The 20017-nt window shown below is 30.7% G+C and carries 22 protein-coding genes; all 22 read right to left on the reverse strand.

Annotated elements, in window-relative coordinates; translation table 11 throughout:
* Positions 1-39: 39 nt before the first annotated feature.
* The 22 genes from GKF99_RS04865 to GKF99_RS04970 all read right to left on the reverse strand — a co-directional run bounded on the left by GKF99_RS04865 (position 40) and on the right by GKF99_RS04970 (position 19995).
* The gene (locus GKF99_RS04865) at positions 40-963 is read right to left on the reverse strand and encodes an IS3 family transposase (protein WP_149972081.1); all 924 of its coding nucleotides are present in this window, start codon (positions 961-963) and stop codon (positions 40-42) included.
* Entirely contained in the window at positions 897-1436 is a 540-nt protein-coding gene (locus tag GKF99_RS04870) for a helix-turn-helix domain-containing protein (RefSeq protein WP_002835581.1), read from the reverse strand. Before GKF99_RS04870 ends, GKF99_RS04865 begins: the two co-directional genes overlap by 67 nt.
* 37 nt (positions 1437-1473) lie before the next feature.
* Complete coding sequence (locus tag GKF99_RS04875; protein ID WP_154272773.1) at positions 1474-2481, reverse strand: type IV secretory system conjugative DNA transfer family protein; 1008 nt, start codon at positions 2479-2481, stop codon at positions 1474-1476.
* A complete protein-coding gene (locus GKF99_RS04880) occupies positions 2474-3208 on the reverse strand; it encodes a phage antirepressor KilAC domain-containing protein (protein ID WP_154272774.1) in 735 nt (244 codons plus the stop codon). The genes GKF99_RS04875 and GKF99_RS04880 overlap by 8 nt, the downstream gene beginning before the upstream one ends.
* Positions 3205-3690, reverse strand: coding sequence for a PcfB family protein (locus GKF99_RS04885; protein WP_000606600.1), 486 nt, complete (start codon positions 3688-3690; stop codon positions 3205-3207). The genes GKF99_RS04880 and GKF99_RS04885 overlap by 4 nt, the downstream gene beginning before the upstream one ends.
* A complete protein-coding gene (locus tag GKF99_RS04890) occupies positions 3683-4510 on the reverse strand; it encodes an ATP-binding protein (RefSeq protein WP_154272775.1) in 828 nt (275 codons plus the stop codon). Before GKF99_RS04890 ends, GKF99_RS04885 begins: the two co-directional genes overlap by 8 nt.
* Complete coding sequence (locus GKF99_RS04895; RefSeq protein WP_154272776.1) at positions 4507-5280, reverse strand: replication initiator protein A; 774 nt, start codon at positions 5278-5280, stop codon at positions 4507-4509. The genes GKF99_RS04890 and GKF99_RS04895 overlap by 4 nt, the downstream gene beginning before the upstream one ends.
* An 83-nt stretch (positions 5281-5363) precedes the next feature.
* Positions 5364-5645 (reverse strand): CD1845 family protein, encoded by a 282-nt coding sequence (locus GKF99_RS04900; RefSeq protein ID WP_001267200.1) that lies wholly within the window; start codon positions 5643-5645, stop codon positions 5364-5366.
* Positions 5646-5708: 63 nt separating this feature from the next.
* Positions 5709-7619 carry a lysine--tRNA ligase gene (gene lysS, locus GKF99_RS04905; protein WP_154272777.1) on the reverse strand — a complete coding sequence of 637 codons (1911 nt, stop codon included), beginning with the start codon at positions 7617-7619 and terminating at the stop codon, positions 5709-5711.
* A 2-nt stretch (positions 7620-7621) separates the two neighbouring features.
* The gene (gene greA / locus GKF99_RS04910; RefSeq protein ID WP_094205876.1) at positions 7622-8101 is read right to left on the reverse strand and encodes a transcription elongation factor GreA; all 480 of its coding nucleotides are present in this window, start codon (positions 8099-8101) and stop codon (positions 7622-7624) included.
* A gap of 92 nt (positions 8102-8193) precedes the next feature.
* On the reverse strand, positions 8194-9117 hold the full coding sequence (dusB, locus tag GKF99_RS04915; protein WP_154272778.1) for a tRNA dihydrouridine synthase DusB: 924 nt from the start codon (positions 9115-9117) through the stop codon (positions 8194-8196).
* Positions 9110-9898, reverse strand: a complete 789-nt coding sequence (locus GKF99_RS04920) for a type III pantothenate kinase (protein WP_110058073.1) — start codon at positions 9896-9898, stop codon at positions 9110-9112. Before GKF99_RS04920 ends, dusB begins: the two co-directional genes overlap by 8 nt.
* A gap of 5 nt (positions 9899-9903) precedes the next feature.
* The gene (locus GKF99_RS04925; protein ID WP_110058072.1) at positions 9904-11502 is read right to left on the reverse strand and encodes a CTP synthase; all 1599 of its coding nucleotides are present in this window, start codon (positions 11500-11502) and stop codon (positions 9904-9906) included.
* Between the two features lie 14 nt (positions 11503-11516).
* A complete protein-coding gene (locus GKF99_RS04930; protein ID WP_154272779.1) occupies positions 11517-13571 on the reverse strand; it encodes a glutamine synthetase III in 2055 nt (684 codons plus the stop codon).
* Positions 13572-13685: 114 nt separating this feature from the next.
* Positions 13686-14150, reverse strand: a complete 465-nt coding sequence (locus GKF99_RS04935) for a DUF5673 domain-containing protein (protein WP_094207269.1) — start codon at positions 14148-14150, stop codon at positions 13686-13688.
* Positions 14150-16063, reverse strand: coding sequence for an ATP-dependent zinc metalloprotease FtsH (gene ftsH, locus GKF99_RS04940; protein ID WP_154272780.1), 1914 nt, complete (start codon positions 16061-16063; stop codon positions 14150-14152). The genes GKF99_RS04935 and ftsH overlap by 1 nt, the downstream gene beginning before the upstream one ends.
* Positions 16063-16623, reverse strand: a complete 561-nt coding sequence (hpt, locus tag GKF99_RS04945) for a hypoxanthine phosphoribosyltransferase (protein ID WP_154254607.1) — start codon at positions 16621-16623, stop codon at positions 16063-16065. Before hpt ends, ftsH begins: the two co-directional genes overlap by 1 nt.
* Positions 16613-17968: a tRNA lysidine(34) synthetase TilS gene (gene tilS / locus GKF99_RS04950; RefSeq protein WP_154272781.1), complete on the reverse strand. Its 1356-nt coding sequence runs from the start codon at positions 17966-17968 to the stop codon at positions 16613-16615. Before tilS ends, hpt begins: the two co-directional genes overlap by 11 nt.
* Before the next feature lie 37 nt (positions 17969-18005).
* Positions 18006-18428 carry a S1 RNA-binding domain-containing protein gene (locus GKF99_RS04955; protein ID WP_154272782.1) on the reverse strand — a complete coding sequence of 141 codons (423 nt, stop codon included), beginning with the start codon at positions 18426-18428 and terminating at the stop codon, positions 18006-18008.
* Between the two features lie 68 nt (positions 18429-18496).
* Positions 18497-18871, reverse strand: coding sequence for a septum formation initiator family protein (locus GKF99_RS04960; RefSeq protein ID WP_094207274.1), 375 nt, complete (start codon positions 18869-18871; stop codon positions 18497-18499).
* Between the two features lies 1 nt (position 18872).
* Positions 18873-19118: an RNA-binding S4 domain-containing protein gene (locus GKF99_RS04965; RefSeq protein ID WP_094203802.1), complete on the reverse strand. Its 246-nt coding sequence runs from the start codon at positions 19116-19118 to the stop codon at positions 18873-18875.
* Positions 19105-19995, reverse strand: coding sequence for an HAD family phosphatase (locus tag GKF99_RS04970; protein ID WP_094207275.1), 891 nt, complete (start codon positions 19993-19995; stop codon positions 19105-19107). The genes GKF99_RS04965 and GKF99_RS04970 overlap by 14 nt, the downstream gene beginning before the upstream one ends.
* Between the last annotated feature and the right edge of the window lie 22 nt (positions 19996-20017).

Genomic DNA, 20017 nt, shown 5'->3' on the forward strand with positions numbered 1-20017 from the left:
TGACCTGAACCCGTAAACACGGAATAATTTAATAATATTTTAAGCGGAATGTAATCTGTACATAACAGGGGACATTCCGTTTAATTTTGTTTTAATTCTATCTTCATTGTACCATTTAATATATCTTTCGATCTCATTAACTAATTCATCATAACTTTTAAATTCCACTCCATAATACATTTCTTGTTTTAATATCCCAAAGAAGTTCTCCATTGGAGAATTGTCTAGACAATTTCCTTTTCTTGACATGCTTTGTGTAATTTTCAATTTTTCTAACTTATTTGTCCAAGTACTATGTTGATAATGAAATCCTTGGTCTGAGTGTATTATTAGTTTACTTATATCTTTTGTTTTATTTATTGCTTTTTCTAACATTGTATTGGTTAATTTAGTTGTTGGATGATTGCTTAATGTATAGCTAATTATTTCGCTGTTGTATAGGTCTAGTATTGGTGATAGATAGAGTTTTTCTTCTTTGCCTCTCAATCTAAATTCTGTTACATCTGTTAACCATAATTGATTTGGTTTAGTAGCGCTAAATTGTCTTCTTACTACATTATCTGCTACTTTTCCTATTTGTCCTTTGTATGATGAATATTTTCTTGATCTAGTTTTGAATTTAGTACATAGCAAGGATTCTTCTCTCATTATTCTTAATACTCTTTTATGGTTGATATTAAAGCCTTTATTTTTTAATACCATAGTTACTCTTCTGTAGCCATATCTACCTTTTGATTCATCTACTATGGTTTTAATTTCATTTTTAACTTCTTTGTCTTTGTCTGTTGGATTTTCTAATTTTATCTTCCATTCATAGTAGGATGATTTAGGTAACTTAGCTATTTCTATCCATTCACTTACCTTGCTTTTTGGATATTCTTTTTGTAGTTTGAGGATTATCTTTGTCTTTTCCTTGCTTCTGCTTCCTCTTCCAGTAGCAAGGCTTGTAGCTTTTTTTCGTATATTATCTTCATTTTGAGAAGTCTATTTTCTTCTCTTAGTCTTATTAATTCTTCCCTTTCACTTTCGTTTATTGGAGTGTTTAGTTTAGACTTTTTATTTGATTTAGTCATATTTTTTCTAGGCCTTCCTCTGTTATCTTCAAGCCCAGATAGACCACGTTCTTGATAAGCTTTTTCCCATCTGTATACCATAGATACATTTACAAGATTGAAATGCTCTGCAGTCTCTCTAAGCGAAGTATTATTGATTTGCCTATATTGTATTACAGATAGCTTAAATTCACTAGTGTAATTATTGTTTTTTAACTTTTTAGATAAGTTATCAAAGCCTCCTGAATTATATTTATTTATCCAATTTCTCAAAGTTCCATCTGGAATATCATATTTTTTAGCTACCATTTCTCGACCACCCGAATTACCTGATAAGTATTCCTTCACTAGTTTAATTTTAAATTCTTTTGTGTATTTTGGCATACAAAAACCCCTCCATCCGTATTCCGGATTTTGGGGTTCAGGTCATTTTTCCTGCTGCCAGTTTATATTTCTTATATTGCTTAACTGCAAAATGACTTGGATCTTTCTTTTCAAGAGCTTCAAAGAGCCTATCAATTGGGTTCATATAGGTTTCGTCATCTTCTCTAACCTCACTTGCGTCAATCATATCTAAGAGTGTTTTAAAATTCTTTTCTTCTTCAGGTGCTTCATAATAAATATAACCGATGAGGGCAGTGTAATATAACTTCTCAGCCTTTACCCAGAAATCTTCTCCTGCCTTTTCTCCATCTCCCTTTGTGTTAGCAATGATTGTTTGCACAAGTTTTAAAATATCTTTTTCTGATCGAAGATAAGCAAATGGATTGTATTTCATAGACTTTTTAAAGTTTATTGTGTTCAAAATCTTTATGTCATATCCATTTTCATATAACATTTTTCCACACTCTAATACAAGTGTCCCCTTAGGGTCTGTTACTACATAAGAAGAGTGCATTTGCATTAGATTTGGCTTTACATAAAATCTTGTTTTACCTGATCCAGAACCACCTATTACTAATACATTTTTATTCCTAGCATATTTTGGGTTTTTAGGTCTTGAGTTCATTGTAAGTCTTTCAGTATTAGTTATGAGAACATTGTTTTCAAACTTAGGGTCAATGTATGGAGCAATATCCTTACTTTCTCCCCATCTTGCAGAGCCATATTCCTTACCTTGCCTATATTTCTTTTTATTTTTTCCTTTGCTATAAACAATTAGCTTAACAAGAGCAGCAAGAAAAATACCTACTAACAAGTCCCTTGGATTAAGGCTTGGTATATAAGATAAAGTTCCTATATCAGAAATTCCCACCATTATTCTATCAATAATATCTCCTCCTACATAAGAATTGATGTGCTTAGAAAAAATATTTCCAATATAGAAAAAGGATAAATAAGGAATGTTTGCTAATATAAATTTCTTTGGGTTGTCTATTTTAATTAAGTTTTTAATATCAGAAAGAATAGCTTCCAATATCTTATTCATCGTAAAAACCTTCACTATCTAATAAAATTAGTAGGTAGTGTCTTCCCTTTGGTGTTATAAATGTTTGTATTCCTACAAGTGTACCTAGTGGATCAACCCATTCCTTTACTTCAAAATATCCCTTGTTCTTATCTGCATAAGGTAAGAGTTTCTTTTTCTTATCTCTATAAATTAATCCCTTATCCATTAAAAAACTTATAAATTGGTTTTGTGGTATTCCTAACTCTTTGGCAGTATTTCTAAAGTTTGTAAGTAGGCTATAATCTACTAATTTGTCATAATAGTCTGCCTTTGGTCTTAATACTTCAATTTCTTCTTCTCTTTCAGCAATAATTCTATTGGCTACAAGAATTGCATCTGCAAGTAACTCTTCGTTAGTTTTCTTTTCTTGCCCTACTATATATCCTCCGTTTTTTCTAATACTAGGTAAGACTTCTCTCGTTACCCAAGCTTTGAATATTTTTGCTTGTGGTAGTTTTGATGAGAGGATAAGTGAATACAATCCTGACTCATTAATTATTGAAATATTCTGTATTCCTCCAGGGGTGTTCCATTTCGTTACACCCTTATCTTCCTCATCTACATGGTCATAAACAGCTTTTCTTGGATTGACATATCCTAACATAGTTGCTACTTCATTTGCTATAAAGAAAAACTCACCGTCTTTTTCTATAACAGTGAGTTTCCCAAAATTCTTATTTTCAAATGTTTTTAAATTACTTATCATAAGCTTTGCTCCTTATGTTTATTTTTAACTTTATCTTTACTGATAGTGTCCTTAGCCATATCTTTAAACTTATTTATAGTCTTCGTTATTGAATCTTTTCTATCGGCCTTTCTTTCAGAAGCCTTAACTGCTTTTTTAAAGGCATGTTCCATTACCTTTATATCCTTAGATTGAAAAAACACAGAGTGATTACCAGTTTCCTTATCTTTCATAACAGAAAACTTCACTCCGTGTTTATTTAAAATTTTCTTTAGTTCTTTTAACTCAGGATCTTTTAGATTAATTTCTTCTAACTGTCCCTTTTTAACCATATCCTTTAGTTTTACTTCTTCTCCATTATTTTTTATTACATTTTTCAAGCCTCCTTGTTCTTCTATTTGCTTGTGTACTTTCTTTAAGGCATCAAGAATTGCTTTACTTGTTGCTTTTGCAAGTCTTACTTCAAGATTAAGACTTGACCTAGATACTTCTTCATTAATCATCTATTCCACCTCCATATAAAAGTAACTCTTTGTATTTTCTTAACTTCTCTTGTTGAATTTTTCTTCTAAAATCTTCTCCCGTAACTTTAACTGGTATTGTCATTTCAAGTATTCTTGAATATATTCTCTGATACTCAAGTTCAATATTAGGATTTTGAATGATTTCCAATGATAAGTTTGTAGTAAAAATTGTCGGCCTGCCTTTTAAGTATCTTGAGTTTATAATGTTATATACTTGCTCCCTTGCATAAGATGTATCCCTTTCAATTCCAAGGTCATCTAAGATTAACAAAGGGATATTAGAGAGGTTACTTATTATTTCATTTGAATCTAGCTTAAATGCAGATTTTTGTATTTGATTTATAACCTGAGATAAATTCATAATCTTAACTTTAACTTGCTTTCTTTCGATTAATTCATTTGCAATAGAACAAGCAAGATAAGTCTTTCCACTGCCAACATCTCCATAAAATAAAAGTCCAACATTGTCTTCCTTCATTTGTTCAAAACTTTTAGCATAATTGTAAGCAACCTTGTAAGCTTGACCTTTTTCATTTAAGTATTTCTCAAAAGTATATTGGTGTTGGAGCGGCGATGAGAAGCAATCTCTTTTCAATGATGATATTTTCATCAGTCTTTCTCTTTCTTCATTTTCCTTATCTCTTTTTATTTCACATTCGCATTTAATTCTGGGAATAAACTTTGTAAATCCAAGGTCAAGTAATTCTCCATCGACTCTTTTACCGCATACCTTGCAATAGATATGCCCATTTCTTTCAATATCATTTTCTCTTAATACAAAATCTTTTAAACTTGTCATAAACTCTCTCCTATATCGTAATTCATTTTCCTTGTTGTATTATCATTAATGTTTTTTGCCTGATCATTAAGATACCAATTGATTATCGTTGCCTTGTGATCTTGATAATCTCTGTTATTTGCTTTCATATATGACGACAACCTATCAATGTACTCATTAATTCTACTTCCTAATTCATTTGTTAAGTCCTTGTATTCCTCATCAGTTAAAAATATGTTTTTATATATTCCATAAGGTTTTTGCCCTTTATTAAAATCATTATTTCTTAACTCATTATTATTAATATTGTTATAGTTACCTTCCGATTTTCGGAAATCTTGAAGTCTGTTATTCGGAGTTCTTGAATTCCGATTATCGGAAGTCTGGACTTCTGCTTTTCGGAAATCTGGATTTCTATTATTTGAATCATAGAAAACACTCATAAAATCTTTAACATATATCCTATTTGGTTTTCCAAGTCCTTGTCTTTTCTTTTCTATCAATCCAATTCCTGATTTTGTATCAAGCTCATTTATAATCTTTAAGGCTTTATCATTAGCACAGTTAAATTGCTCTTTAATAGCATCCATTGTGTAGTAAATAAAAACTTTTCCATCTTCATCTATCCAGCCATTTTTATATGAAAGACCCATTCGATTGAGCATATATGAATACAAAACTTTAGCTTCAATAGAAATGCTCTCAAAAATCTTATCTTCCATTAATAACATAGGTAACCTAATGAAGTTATACATTTCAGATTGCCTATTATAAAAATAATCAAAATTCATCCCTACCTCCTTTCTTTGAAATAAAAAAAGACGACAGAATTATTGCTTTCTATCGTCTACGGTTGTCTTATATTTATTTTTCTTCAAATTGATTTTATTGTATAGTTTAATAATTCTAATAATCCAATAACATATATACCTAATTTAGGTAATCCAAATGGACTAAATAAAAATGCTAATATTAGTGCTTCAATTACAATTTGCTTGTCTCCTTGAAAAATGCTAGCTATTCCAATTATAAAAATCAAAGTAGAAACTACGCTTAACAACGCAGTACTCAAACTTAATATGAAGGTTAAAAAAGCTATGAGCAAACTCAACACTAATCTTATCGGTAATAAAATTATTCTAATTATCCATCTCATACATACTCCTAAAAATTAAACTGGGATTCATAACAAACCCCAGTTTCATAATTAGCGTGTCCTTTAATATAATTTTGATCCTGCTGGAATATTATCAGCCAGCATTATTAAGTTAAGTTTTTCTTCACCGTCATACTCACAAATTGCAGATATAATCATACCTTCTGAGTCGATTCCCATCATCTTACGAGGAGGAAGATTACAAATTGCAAGTAGTGTCTTTCCAATTAAGCTCTCTGCGCTGTAATATTCCTTAATACCAGATAAAATAACTCTTTCTTTTTCAGAACCATCATCTAATGTAAATTTCAAAAGTTTTTTTGACTTAGGAACTTCTTCGCAGTTTTTAACCTTTACAACTCTAAAATCAGATTTTGAGAAAGTTTCAAAGTCTACCATATCTTCAAATAATGGTTCAACTTTCACTTTTGAAAGGTCAATTTCTTCTGTCGTAAGTTTGTCGTAAGTTTCGTAAGTTTCTTTTGACAAACCCCCATTTTCTGCCTTTTCTAAGCCTATTGGCTTCATTGTTGGGAACAACATTATATCTCTGATTGATTCATTGTTAGTTAACATCATTATAAGTCTGTCAACACCAATTCCCAAACCGCCTGTTGGTGGAAGTCCTACTTCTAATGCATTCAAGAAATCATAATCCATCATTTGAGCTTCGTCATCGCCATTTTCTCTGGCTTCAACTTGCTTTAAGAATCTTTCTTTTTGGTCGATTGGGTTGTTCAATTCACTAAATGCGTTTGCTATTTCTTTTGTGCATACAAATGCTTCAAATCTGTGAGTATATCTTTCATCATCTGGATTTCTCTTAGCCAATGGACTTACTTCAACTGGATGACCCAATACAAATGTTGGTTGAACTAATTTTTCTTCGCAGAAATGTTCGAAACATTCGTTGATAACTTCGCCACGTGACATATTGTCTGCGATTTCAACATTGTTTGCTTTGGCAACTTCACGAGCTTGTTCATCTGTTTCAATTTCATCGAAGTTGATGTCTGCATATTCTTTTATTGCATCAACCATTGTTATTCTTTTCCATGGTGGTGTAAAGTCTATTTCTGTTTCACCAAATTGTGCTTTCATAGATCCATTAACTTTTTCACAAACAAAAGCAACTAATTGTTCTGTGATATCCATCATATCATTATAGTCAGCGTAAGCTTGATACAATTCTATTGCCGTATATTCTGGATTGTGAGTGTGATCCATTCCTTCATTTCTGAACATTCTGCCCATTTCATAAACTTTGTCGAATCCACCTACAATTAATCTCTTAAGGTATAATTCATTTGCGATACGCAAATACATATCGATATCCAATGTGTTGTGGTGAGTGATAAATGGTCTAGCATTTGCTCCACCAGCTATTGTGTTCAAAATTGGAGTATCAACTTCTAAGAATCCTCTTGTATCCAAAAATTCTCTGATTGCTGAAATAATTTTAGATCTTTTTATGAATGTATCTTTGATTTCTGGATTCATAATTAAATCCACATATCTTTGTCTATATCTCAAATCAGGATCTTTTAGTCCGTGCCATTTTTCAGGTAATATTTGTAATGATTTAGATAATAAAACTACAGTCTTTGTTCTAATAGATACTTCTCCGCTTTGTGTTTTAAAAATACATCCTTCAACACCAACGATATCTCCGATATCCATATTTTTTACTTTTGCATAATTTTCTTCGCCTAATTCATTTACTTTATTAAATAATTGAATTCTACCAAAAGAATCTTGTAAGTCCATGAAGTTAACTTTTCCATGTCCTCTTTTGCTCATAATTCTTCCGGCTATTTTAACTTCTTTTCCGTCAAATTCGTCAAAGTTATCTAGGATTTCTTTTGTATTATTAGCATTGTCAAATTTTTCATGAACGTAAGGATTTTCATTTGCATCTAATAATTCTTGTAACTTTTGTCTACGAATTTGTAGCATTTCGTTTAAATTTTCCATTTTTATCCTTTCTTTACAGTTAATACCTTTAATTCTACGATTCCACCTGGTGTTTCAACTGTAGTAGTGTCACCAACTTTTAGGTTTAACAGGGCTTTTCCAGTTGGTGATTCATTTGAAATTCTACCTTCAAAAGGATCAGCTTCCGCTGTCCCTACTATTTTATATGTCATTTCTTTGTTTGACTTTAAGTTTTTGTAAGTTACTGTTGATCCAACTGTCACAACGTCTTTTTGATTTTCGTCATCTTGAATTACTTTTGCATATAGTAGCAAGTTTTCAAGATAGTTAATTCTTTCTTCTACTTGCGCTTGTTCATTCTTAGCTTCATCATATTCTGCATTTTCAGAAAGGTCGCCAAATCCTCTGGCAACTTTGATTTTCTCAGCTATTTCTGTTCTGCGAGTAGTCTTTAAAAACTCAAGTTCTTCTTTGTGTTGATCTAATCCTTCTTGAGTTAATAAAAATTCTTTATCTGCCATAATCTATTCTCCTTATTTTAACCATATATTCTAAAATTATATAACAAAAGGCATAATTGTCAAGTTTTTAGTATATGATTAAACTATTCATTTTAAAATTCATCTAGTATTTTGTATATTTCAACAAGATCTGTCAATTGATTGATTTTGTTCTTAACTTTATTAGAATTTCTAAATCCTTTCAGATACCATTGAATGTGCTTTCTCATTTCCAAAATCGCACGTTTTTCTTCGTAAAATTCCAATTTCAATTGCATGTGTTTTTTTATTGTGTCGATAACTTCTTCTTTAGTTTTGATTTCATCATCACTAAAAATAAATGGATTTTGCATTGCACCTCTTGCCAACAAAACTCCATCGCAATTTGAGTATTCCATATTTTTTCTAATGTCTTCTTTTGTAAAACAATCGCCATTGCCAAATACAGGTATGTCTACATTTTCCACTAATCTTTTTATATGAGACCAATCAGCTTCTCCTGAATAAAACATTTTTCTTGTCCTAGCGTGAAGTGTAATATAATCTACTTTCAATCTATCACAAATTTGTCCAAGCTGCATGTAATTCATGGAATTTTCATCGATTCCAAGTCTGAATTTTACAGAAACTGGCAAATCAGTGTTGTTCTTACAAGCTCTTATAACATCTTCCGCTAAGTTCAAATCTCCCATTAAAGCTGAGCCGTCACCGTTTTTGAAAATTTTCGGTGCAGGACATCCCATATTTATATCAATTGATTTGAAATTGTAATTTTCAGTCAGAAATCTAGTTGCATATGCAATGATTTCTGGTTCGTGTCCAAATATTTGAACAGATGTATTGTTCTCTCTTGGATCTGTATCTAAAAGTTTTTTAGTTTTCTTGTCATCATAGTAAAGTGCTTTGGCACTTATCATTTCTGTAAAGCACAACCCCGCTCCCAATTCTCCACAGATTATTCGAAATGGAATATCTGTAACTCCAGCTAATGGTGCCAAAAACAAATTACTATTTAAGTTTAATTTTTCTTTAATCATTTCTATTTAATTCGTTAATAATTTTTAAGCCATCTAAAGTGATTAGTTTGTCAATAATTGTAATATACTTTGATTGTTTTGCAATCAAATAAGAAAAACCACCAGTTGCAATAATTGTAACTTCATCTTTTGTTTTGTGTTTTTCTTCTAGGATTTTTTCAATTATATAATCTATTAATCCTATAAATCCAAATACAACTCCTGATTGCATACTTTTTACGGTGCTATCTCCAATAACTTTATCCGGCATTTCTATTTCAATCTTTGGTAGTTTTGCAGTCTTCATAAATAATGCTTCTGATGAAATTGCAATCCCCGGAGCTATTGCTCCTCCCAAATATTCTTTATTTTCCGAAATATAATCAAAAGTAATCGCCGTTCCAATATCTACGATAATAACTGGAGTAGAATATTTTTTACAAGCACTTACTGCGTTGATTATTCTATCTACGCCGACCTCTTTTGGACTTGCGTATTTATTAACTATTCCCGTCTTTATATTTTCATCTACTATCAATGGTTCAATTCCCAAATATTTTTTTACTGCTTTTGGTATAGTTGGCATCAGATTTGGTACTACAGAACCAATAATAGCTTCTTTTATATCAGATTTTTTAATATTTGAATATTCCAAAGCTTGTCTTAATGTTAGAGCGTATTCATCACTAGTTTTGTGCAAATCTGTGGATATTCTCCATTCAAAAATCAACTCATCATTTTTGAAAATACCCAATACAATATTAGTATTTCCAATATCTATTACAAGTAAAATATCTTCCACCTTCTTTATTTGTTTTCAATGGATGCTTTTATGAATCCATCGAATAAAGGATGAATTTTGTTAGGTCTTGATTTGAATTCCGGATGGAATTGGCAACCTAAGAAGAATTTATTTTGTGGTATTTCAAGCATTTCTACCAAGTTGTATTGGTCATTAATTCCTGAGAATACAACATTATTTTGTTCAAATTGTTCTCTGTAATCGTTGTTGAATTCATATCTGTGTCTGTGTCTTTCTTGAATAAATTCTTCACCGTACAATTCTTTTGCCAATGATTTATCTTTCAAGTGACACTCGTAGTTACCAAGTCTTAATGTTCCACCTATATCTTCAATATCTCTTTGTTCTTTCATTAAACTTATTACAGGGTTTTTGCAATCAGCAACAACTTCCGCTGTATTAGCATCAGCTAAACCAAGTACATTTCTAGCGATATCTATTGCTGCAATTTGCATTCCCAAACAAATTCCGAAATATGGCATATTGTTTTCACGACAATATTTTGAAGTTTCAACCATTCCTTCCATGCCTCTGCCACCAAATCCGCCTGGAACGATAATACCATTCAATCCTTCAAATGATTCTTTGATATTGTCTTTGTTTAATTCTTCGGAATTAATCCAACGAATGTTTACTTTGTGATTGTTTGCATATCCAGCATCTATCAATGCTTGTTCTACAGAAAGATAAGCATCGTGAAGTTCTGTGTATTTTCCAACTAAACCGATATTTACAGTTTCAGTTGCTTTTCTGTAGTTTTCAATCATTTTTCTCCATTTTCCATCTTCTTCGCCTTTGGATTTTAGTTTCATTTTTCTCATGATATATTTATCCAAATTTTGTTCTTGGAATTTCAATGGAACTTCGTAGATAAAGTCAACATTAAATGATTGAATAATAGCCTCAACTGGAACATCGCAGAATAATGAGATTTTTTCTTTTAATTCATCTGTAACTATTCCCTCACTTCTAAGGATTATTACATTTGTTTTTATTCCCAAACTCATCAATTCTTTATAAGAATGTTGTGTTGGTTTTGTTTTTAGTTCATTGCTTCCAGGAATTGTTGGAACTAAGGTTGTATGAATGAATAATACGTCTTCTTTTTCGTTTTCAGCGTGGATTTGTCTGATTGCTTCCAAGAATGGCAATGATTCAATATCACCTACAGTTCCGCCGATCTCTGTTATAACAATGTCTGCTTGTGATTCTTCAGCTGCTTTATACACCGCTTTTTTTATTTCATCAGTAATATGCGGAATAACTTGTACGGTTTTGCCGTTATAATCTCCACGTCTTTCTTTCTTGATAACGTCGTTGTAGACTTTTCCAGTCGTAATATTAGATCTTTGAGTTAATTCTTCGTTAATAAATCTTTCATAATGGCCTAAGTCTAGGTCAGTTTCTGCTCCGTCTTTTGTTACAAAAACTTCTCCATGTTGATAAGGACTCATAGTACCTGGGTCTATGTTCAAGTACGGGTCAAATTTTTGCATGAATACAGAAATCCCTCTATCTTTTAGCATTCTTCCAATACTTGCTCCGCTAATTCCCTTACCTATACCAGAGACAACTCCTCCAGTAATAAAAATAAATTTACTCATTACTCCTCCTATAATTATATTAATGATGAATATATGTCTTGAATATCACACAAACTATAATTTTCTTTGTAGACAAATTTTTCAAGACTGTCGTGTATTTCTCTGATTTCTTCAATTAATGGACTAATTTCATATTGAAAATATTTAGCCTTATCGTATTTAGATTCAAAATCAGATTTTTGTATCATTTCTTCCAAATTATTTCTCTTGTCGATGATTTCATTCAAACCATTTTTCAATTTTTCTTGTGTAGAATCCAAACTATTAATGCCACATTTTTCAATTAAATTGCTGTTTTGAATAAGTTGCTTTGAGAAAGCATTAATAACGAATTTATCCAACATATAAATCAAAGTCTTCGCTTCAATTTCATGAGTTGTTATTACATCTTCCAATCCAACATCGTAAATTGCGTGTAATTCTTCCTCACTTAGTATACCACAAAAATCCTTGATAGATTCTTCCGAAATCAAGGAATATAAAGAATCAAAATAATGAACTAAATCCAACAAACCTCTCTTCTTCGCTTCTTCTCTCCAAAGTTCTGTGTAGTTGTCTTGTCTGTACAAAATATGTTTGTGATTTTTCAAAATATTGACAACTTCTGATTTAATAAATTGTTCTATATTCTCATTTTGAGATTTGAATTTTTCATATACTCTTTTAATTGCATTTGCATACATTGTATTTAAAACTATGTTCACATCGCTTGCACTATTTGAAGAGCCTAACATTCTAAATTCAAATTTGTTTCCACTGAAGGCAAATGGACTTGTTCTATTTCTGTCTGTCATATTTGGTGGAATGTAATCAAATCTATTTATCGAAAATTCAGGATAATTTCTGACAATTTCTTCTTCATTCATAAGAGAGTTAAATGTTTCTTCAATATCTTGCCCCAAATCCATAGATATTATTGATGGAGGTGCTTCATCTCCTCCTAATCTATAGTCGTTGGACGTAGTTGAAGATGCGGATCTTAAAAGTGCTTGTGATTTGTCTACAGCTTCTATCAAACATGCTGTGAATATCAAAAATACAAGGTCATTTTCCATATCAGCTTTTGGTGAAAATACATTTCTACCGTGATTTGTAACTAAAGAGTAGTTGTTGTGTTTACCGGAACCATTTACACCTTTGAATGGTTTTTCGTGCAACAAGCATACTAAATGATGTTTTCTTGCAGTAGTTTTAAGTATTTCCATAACTAAGTGGTTATCATCTACAGAAATATTGGCGTTTTCAAAAAGAATTGCTACTTCGAATTGATTTGGAGCAACTTCATTGTGTTCAGTCTTAGCGTATATTCCAAGTCTGAATAATTTCTCGTCAAAATCTTTGTAGAACGCTTCAACTCTTTGTGGAATTGAACCGAAATAATGGTCAGTAAGTTCTTGCGATTTGGGAGCTTGTGCTCCTAAAAGAGTTCTTCCTGTATTAATTAAATCAATACGTTGTTTATATACATTTTCATCTATAAGGAAAAATTCTTGCTCCAATCCGATTTTGACTTTCATTCTGTAACAGTGCTCATCAGAAATTTCGTTGTAAAGTTTTGTCGCGTAATCTGACAAATAATCCAAGCTTTTAAGTAGTGGTAATTTTTTATCCAGTGTAGTTCCATCATAAGATACAAATACCGATGGTATATACATAATATTATCTACAATAAAAGTGTTAGATGTGCAGTCCCAATAAGTATAGCCTCTTGCTTCAAACGTAGATCTAATTGATCCTGTAGGAAATGATGAAGCATCTGGTTCTCCTTTAATTAATTCTTTTGCCGAAAATCTATTTATTGGAGTATTATCGTCTCCTCTATCCAAAAATGAATCGTGTTTTTTTGCTGTTAATCCATTTAATGGTTGAAACCAATGACAAAAATGAGTGGCTCCTCTTTCAATTGCCCATTTTTTCATCGCATGCGCAATTATTTCTGCTGTTTCAATATCAAGTAAATCTTCTTTTCTAACTGCGTTTTTCCATTTTTGATAAATAGGAAATGGTAGTGAATCTTTCATTTGTTTTTTATCAAAAGTGTCAATCCCAAAAATTTTGTTTGTATCCATAATACCTCCATGTATTAAAATAAAAAAAATTGGCAATCAAAGAAAGCCAATTTATGAAAAACAAAAATAGTGTTTTTTTTATTATATTTAATCACAGTTTTGTTGTCAAGTATTTTATTGTTTTTTCTTATTCTTTTTTATGATTACTTGCATTTCAGAAGCATCGCTTGGATTGATCGGAATAAGTTTGTTAGTAGCTTTGGAATTTTTCAAAGTTAATTCCAAAAATCTCTTATCTTTGGAGTATTTCCATTGTTTGATGTCTTCATATTCAGCCAAAAATCCATTGAAATAAATCCCTTTATCTGTGAATGAGATTTTTTCGAATGTTAAATAAATGAATATAACTCCAAGTAATATATAAATTAATGGGAACCATGTTTTTTGTTGGTAAAGATACAATAATCCCAATATTACAATTGAATATGATGCAACCATCATTAAAACTCTTTTTCTTTGGTTAAAGTTTTTGATGACTCTACCAATATTTTTTTTGACTTTGTATACATTGTACATTTGCTTCAATCCAAAAAGCAAAATCAATATATACATCACATTAATAATATTTTGTGCGCTCATTATTTCTCCTGATTTTCTATATTGTTTTCTATTTCTTCGTCTTTTTTTCTTACATCGACTAATTCTTTTGGTTCATTTTCGTGAATTTTAGTCTTGGTGTATTTGTCAAATATAGCTTCGAATTCTTCTTGTCCAATAGTTTCTTTTTCTAAAAGCCTGTTTGCCAATGCATGTAACAAATCGATGTTTTCATTTAAAATATTTAAAGCTTTGTTGTACGCTTCATCTATTAGTTCTCTCATTTCAGAATCAATTTCATAAGCTATCTTGTCAGAATACTGTTTGTTCTTACCAAGCTCTTCACCTAAGAATACCTCAGCGTCATCTCCACCGTACATCATAGGTCCCAATCTCTTACTCATACCGTATTTTGTTACCATTGCATGTGCGATCTTTGTTGCTCTTTCAATATCGTTACTTGCTCCAGTGGAGATATCGTCAAGCACAACTTCTTCTGCTGCACGTCCACCTAAAAGCGAAATCAATTTGTGTTGCATTTGTCTTTTAGTCATAAATTTCGCATCTTCTTGTGGAAGATATGCCGTAAATCCTCCGGCTCTTCCTCTAGGAATAATTGTAATCATGTGAACTTTGTCATTATCTTCCAAGAATCCGGATACAATCGCATGACCAGATTCGTGATAAGCTGTAAGCACACGTTCTTTTTCTATTACAACTTGTGATTTTTTTTCTGGACCAGCAACAACTTTTATAGATGCTTCTTTGAACACTTCATTTGAAATTTCTGCTTCATTATTTCTTGCTGCAAGAAGTGCTGCTTCATTGCACAAATTTTCCAAATCAGCTGGAGAAAAACCAGTAGTTGTTTTTGCAATATTCTCCAAATCCACATCTGATTCAAGTTTTTTGTTTTTTGTGTGAACCTTTAATATTTCTAATCTCTCTCTCACATCTGGAAGTCCCACATAAATAGTTCTGTCAAATCTTCCAGGTCTCAACAATGCTTTATCCAAAATATCAGGTCTATTAGTAGCACTCATTACAATTACGCCTTCATTTTTTCCAAAACCATCCATTTCAACAAGTAATTGATTCAACGTTTGTTCTCTTTCGTCATGGCCTCCGCCAAGTCCTGCTCCTCTTTTTCTACCTACTGCGTCTATTTCATCGATGAAAATGATACAAGGAGCATTTTTCTTAGCTTGTTCAAACAAATCACGAACTCTCGATGCACCGACACCAACAAACATTTCGACGAAATCAGAACCGGAAATGCTGAAAAATGGAACCTTTGCTTCACCTGCGACTGCTCTCGATAAATATGTTTTACCAGTTCCTGGAGGTCCCACTAACAAAACTCCTTTAGGAATTCTTGCACCAATGTCTATATACTTAGAAGGATTTTTCAGAAAATCTACTATTTCCATCAATTCCTCTTTTTCTTCTTTTAATCCCGCTACATCAGCAAACACAACCTTTTCTTTTGAATCTTGGTTGAGTTTTGCTTTTGATTTTCCAAAATTCATAGCCTTAGAATTTCCAGAGTTTTGTGTTTGATTCATAAACATAAACCAAATTATTCCAAGCCCGACTATAATTAATATAGTTGGCATTATATCAACATACCATGGTTTGCCAGGATCTTTTTCTGTCTTCAAAACTATCTTATTGTTTTCAACAGATTCCTTCAGATAATTATTGTAAAATACTTCCCACATTTCTGATGGCATATACATTCTAAAAGGAGTACCCTTGCTATCTTTTAGAACGCCTTTTATATCATTTCCTCTTGCAACAATTTCTTTAACATTATCTTTCTTGACGTTTACTATCATTTCGTTGACAGTAAAATATTTTGTGCTCAATGTATTGTTTTGAGTCATAGTCACGAAAAAAGCTATTAAAATAATTGGAACAAGATAAATCGCTAAACTTTTAGTTACTTTTTTCATTAAATCTCCTTTTCATAAAAAGATTTCTTCAATACGCAAATATCTTCAATATTTCTAAATTGTTGTGCAAAATCCAATCCATAACCAACTATAAATTCATTAGGTACAGTAAAACCTTTGAATTGAACATCAACTTCGTTAGTTCTTCTTTCAGGTTTATCCAAAAGACTCGCTATCTTAACTGATTTTGCTTTTCTATCCATTAAGTTTCGAACCAAGTAATTTAATGTGCGACCACTGTCCACAATATCTTCAACTATAAGGATATTTTTGCCGGCGATGTCTTCTTCCAAATCTTTGATTATTCTTACAGTTCCACTAGATTCTGAAGAATGTCCATAACTTGATACTGCCATGAAATCTATTCCAACTTCTAAGTCGATATTCAATGTTAAATTACTCATAAACATCGCTGCGCCTCTTAGAATACCAACTACGATAAGTTCTCCCTTATCTCTGTATTCTTCAGTGATTTCTTTTCCTAATTCTTCAATTCTTTTGTCGATTTCTGATTTTGGTATTAGCACCTTTTCGACAGCATCACATAAATTACTTTTCATAAGTCACCTCTATAACTAAAACTTCTTTGCTGTTAGAATTTTTCATGTACAAATTTGATCTTTTCAACGACAAAATAGCATATACATTTTCTTCATCGCTCAAAATGGGATAATTATCGCGTTCAATTTGTAAAACTTTATTATCAATAAATACATCTTTAATTTTCTTGGTAAATCCCTTTAATTTAATTCTATCTCCATTTTCTCTTCTTCGTAAAACAAGATTATGTGATAGAATTTTAGAATCAAAAACCATTTTATTTCTTGAAGGTTTAATATTAGTATTTTTTGATAGATAACTACTAATTTTAAAATCCCCAAAAATAATTGTCCCAAGTTCAAATTTAACATTTTGACTTTTTTTGTTGTCTACAATTTTCTTAATTATTACTTTATCATAACTTTTGAAAAAACTGTAGTCTTTAAATATATATTCGCTGCCATTTTTTAAATCAAATAATTCTATAATATCATCTATATAAGCCATTCTAATATCTTGGTTAGACCCATTTAATTCAATTAAAAGTTTTCTAATTATATTTCTTTGAATAGAGATTTTTTCGATTTCAAATAATTTTACATCTATAGAATATTCACCATTTCTTTGACTAACTAATTTTTCGAATTTAAGATTAGTAATATCGTCAATTATTTCTTTTGAATCTTGTAAAATATTTATAGTCCTATATATCGATTCATTTATAGAATTATTGAAATTTTCTTGAATATATGGCAACATTTCAAGTCGAATTTTATTTCTTTTAACATCGGCTATGAAATTTGTCTCATCAGTTACATACTCAATATTTTTGCTATCTAAATAATTTAGGATTTCATTTTTTGATACATCTAAAAGTGGTCTTATTACATTTTTGTTTCGATATTGTATTCCACACAATCCATCAATTCCACTTCCCCTAAACAAATGTAAGAAAAAAGTCTCCACTTGATCGTCCAAGTGGTGTGCTACAGCAATCTTATTGAAATTCTCTGTTTCTAAAATTTTGTTGAAACAATTATATCTTAAAATCCTACCGCTGTCTTCCAAACTAATAGAATTATCGATGGAAAATTGTTTCATATCTACTTTTTTTGAAAAAAATTGAACATTTTTTTCTTCAGATATTTCCCTTGAAAAATTTTCATCTCTATCGGCAGTAACTCTGTAAGAATGATTAATGTGGCATGTTTTTATCTCAAAACCTAAATCATCTTTTAGTTGGTATAAAACATTGAATAATAATACTGAGTCTGCCCCACCTGATAATCCTATCAAAATTTTGTCGTTTTTTTGTATTAAGTTTTCTCTGATGATAGTTTTTTTTATTTTGTGTATCAAATCCATAATAATAAAAAAGCCGCATAAATCTGCGGCGTTACTCCTAATTATACTTTCTTTTCTTCGAAAACTTTTTATTCTCTCTTTGTCTAATGGAATCTAATCTCTCGTTACTTTCTTTCATAAACTTAGAAAGTAAATCATCAAAACTTGATTCTTTGCTAGATTCTTTGTTTGAATTCTTATCATCTTCTGAATAAGTTTTCTTTGAAAATTCTTTTTTGTGTTCTTTTTTCGGAAGACATTCCTTTATTGAAAAGCTAACCTTATTATCTTCAATGCTCATAACTTTACATTTTATTACATCATTAACTTTTAACACATCTTCAACTTTTTCTATGTAGTCATTAGAAATTTGTGAAATATGAACTAATCCTTTAGTTCCGTCTTCGCATTCTACAAATGCCCCAAACTTAGTAATTCCTGTTACTTTTCCTTCAACAATATCGCCCACTGATATAGACATACGCAATATCTTCCTCCTAATATAATACTATATACCAGTATATACTACTAAAAAAACGGTGTCAATAATTATTTATCAGACTTTTTGTCAAAAGTTGGCGACGGTGTAAAATTTGAATCTTTTTTTGGTTTTTCCTTTTCATCCTTAATCAAAACTTCGTTAGGTTTTACCATACCTAATTTTTCTCTGGCATATTTTTCTATCAACTCAGGATTGTCTAAGTTTTTGGAATCTTCAGATAATTTTTTTATTTCTTTTTCAAGTTCATCCTTTTTTGTTTGTTGTTCCAACTTAACATTATTAATGTTTCTGATTTGAATTTGTTGTTTAAAAATTGTAAATAACAACGTAACACAAGCAAAAATAGTTATTGCAGAAACTATTATTCTAAATTTATTAACGTTTTTTCTTCTTTTTCTTATCTGATTATCCCTGGTATTCATTTTAATCTCCTAAAGTTTCAAACATTTTATCTGCATCGTCTTTCTTTGGATTATCTATCAATTCAGTAACCTTTGCCTTTAAAACCGATTGAGCAAAACTTATTTCAATTATATCTCCGACTTTTACGTTGTCTCCAGGTTTAGCGATTTTGTCGTTGATTTTAACTCTTTGGGATTCACAAGCAGTCTTGGCTACAGTTCTTCTTTTAATAATCCTTGAATTTTTTAAAAATTTATCTAATCTCATCTATTTCCTTATTTTCTATTCCTTCTAGTATTAATTTATAATCCATCTCTGATTCTACATTCTTGTATATTATTTTATCATGTTTTTTTATGATTGCAGATTTCATTTTATCATTTCGATATAAACAATAAATATCACAATCATCCACATTATCATTGAAAGATTCTCGATCAATAAAAAACATTGCTTTTACAAATTCTTTTGATTTTCTTCTGATTTTGTAAACGCCATTTTTTTCTTTTTCAAATTTTTCCAATATAATCTTAATATCTTGTAAATTATCGACAATAAAATCAGCTTTGTCTTGTTTAAAATTAAATCTATTCTCTCTTCTGGCAATTACTGTTAATCCTGCATTCTTTGCAGAATCAATACCGTAATCAGAATCTTCAATTGCAATAGCATCTTTGGGACGTACTCCCAAAATCTCACATGTTTTAATGTAAATTTCGGGATTTGGCTTTGATTCTTTAAAATCCTCACCGCTTATTATCGCATCAAATTCATCCTTTATATCTAATTCTTCTAAAACATTGTTAATAGTTTTTTTTGGTGATGAAGATGCTAATGCAATCTTAAAATTTTTTCTTTTTAGTTCTTTTAGTAATGGATAAAATCCATCCATTACTATAGAACTGTAGTTTATTTTATCATCATCGATGTATTTTTTCATCAAACTATATACTTCCTCAGGTTTTCTATGAAGTTTAGATTTCAAAAATTCATCGGTTTTTTGTTGACTCAAACCAGCAAGAGAAAACAAATCTTCTTCAGATATTTCGACGTCAAAATCTTGAAGTACTTTTTGGAAAAAATCAATATAAATTACTTCGCTATCAATTATTACGCCATCCATATCAAATATTACAGTATTCATTTTCTACCTCTAAGTTTATTGT

Source organism: Finegoldia sp. BIOML-A2, from assembly GCF_009678315.1.
GTDB lineage: Bacteria > Bacillota > Clostridia > Tissierellales > Peptoniphilaceae > Finegoldia > Finegoldia magna.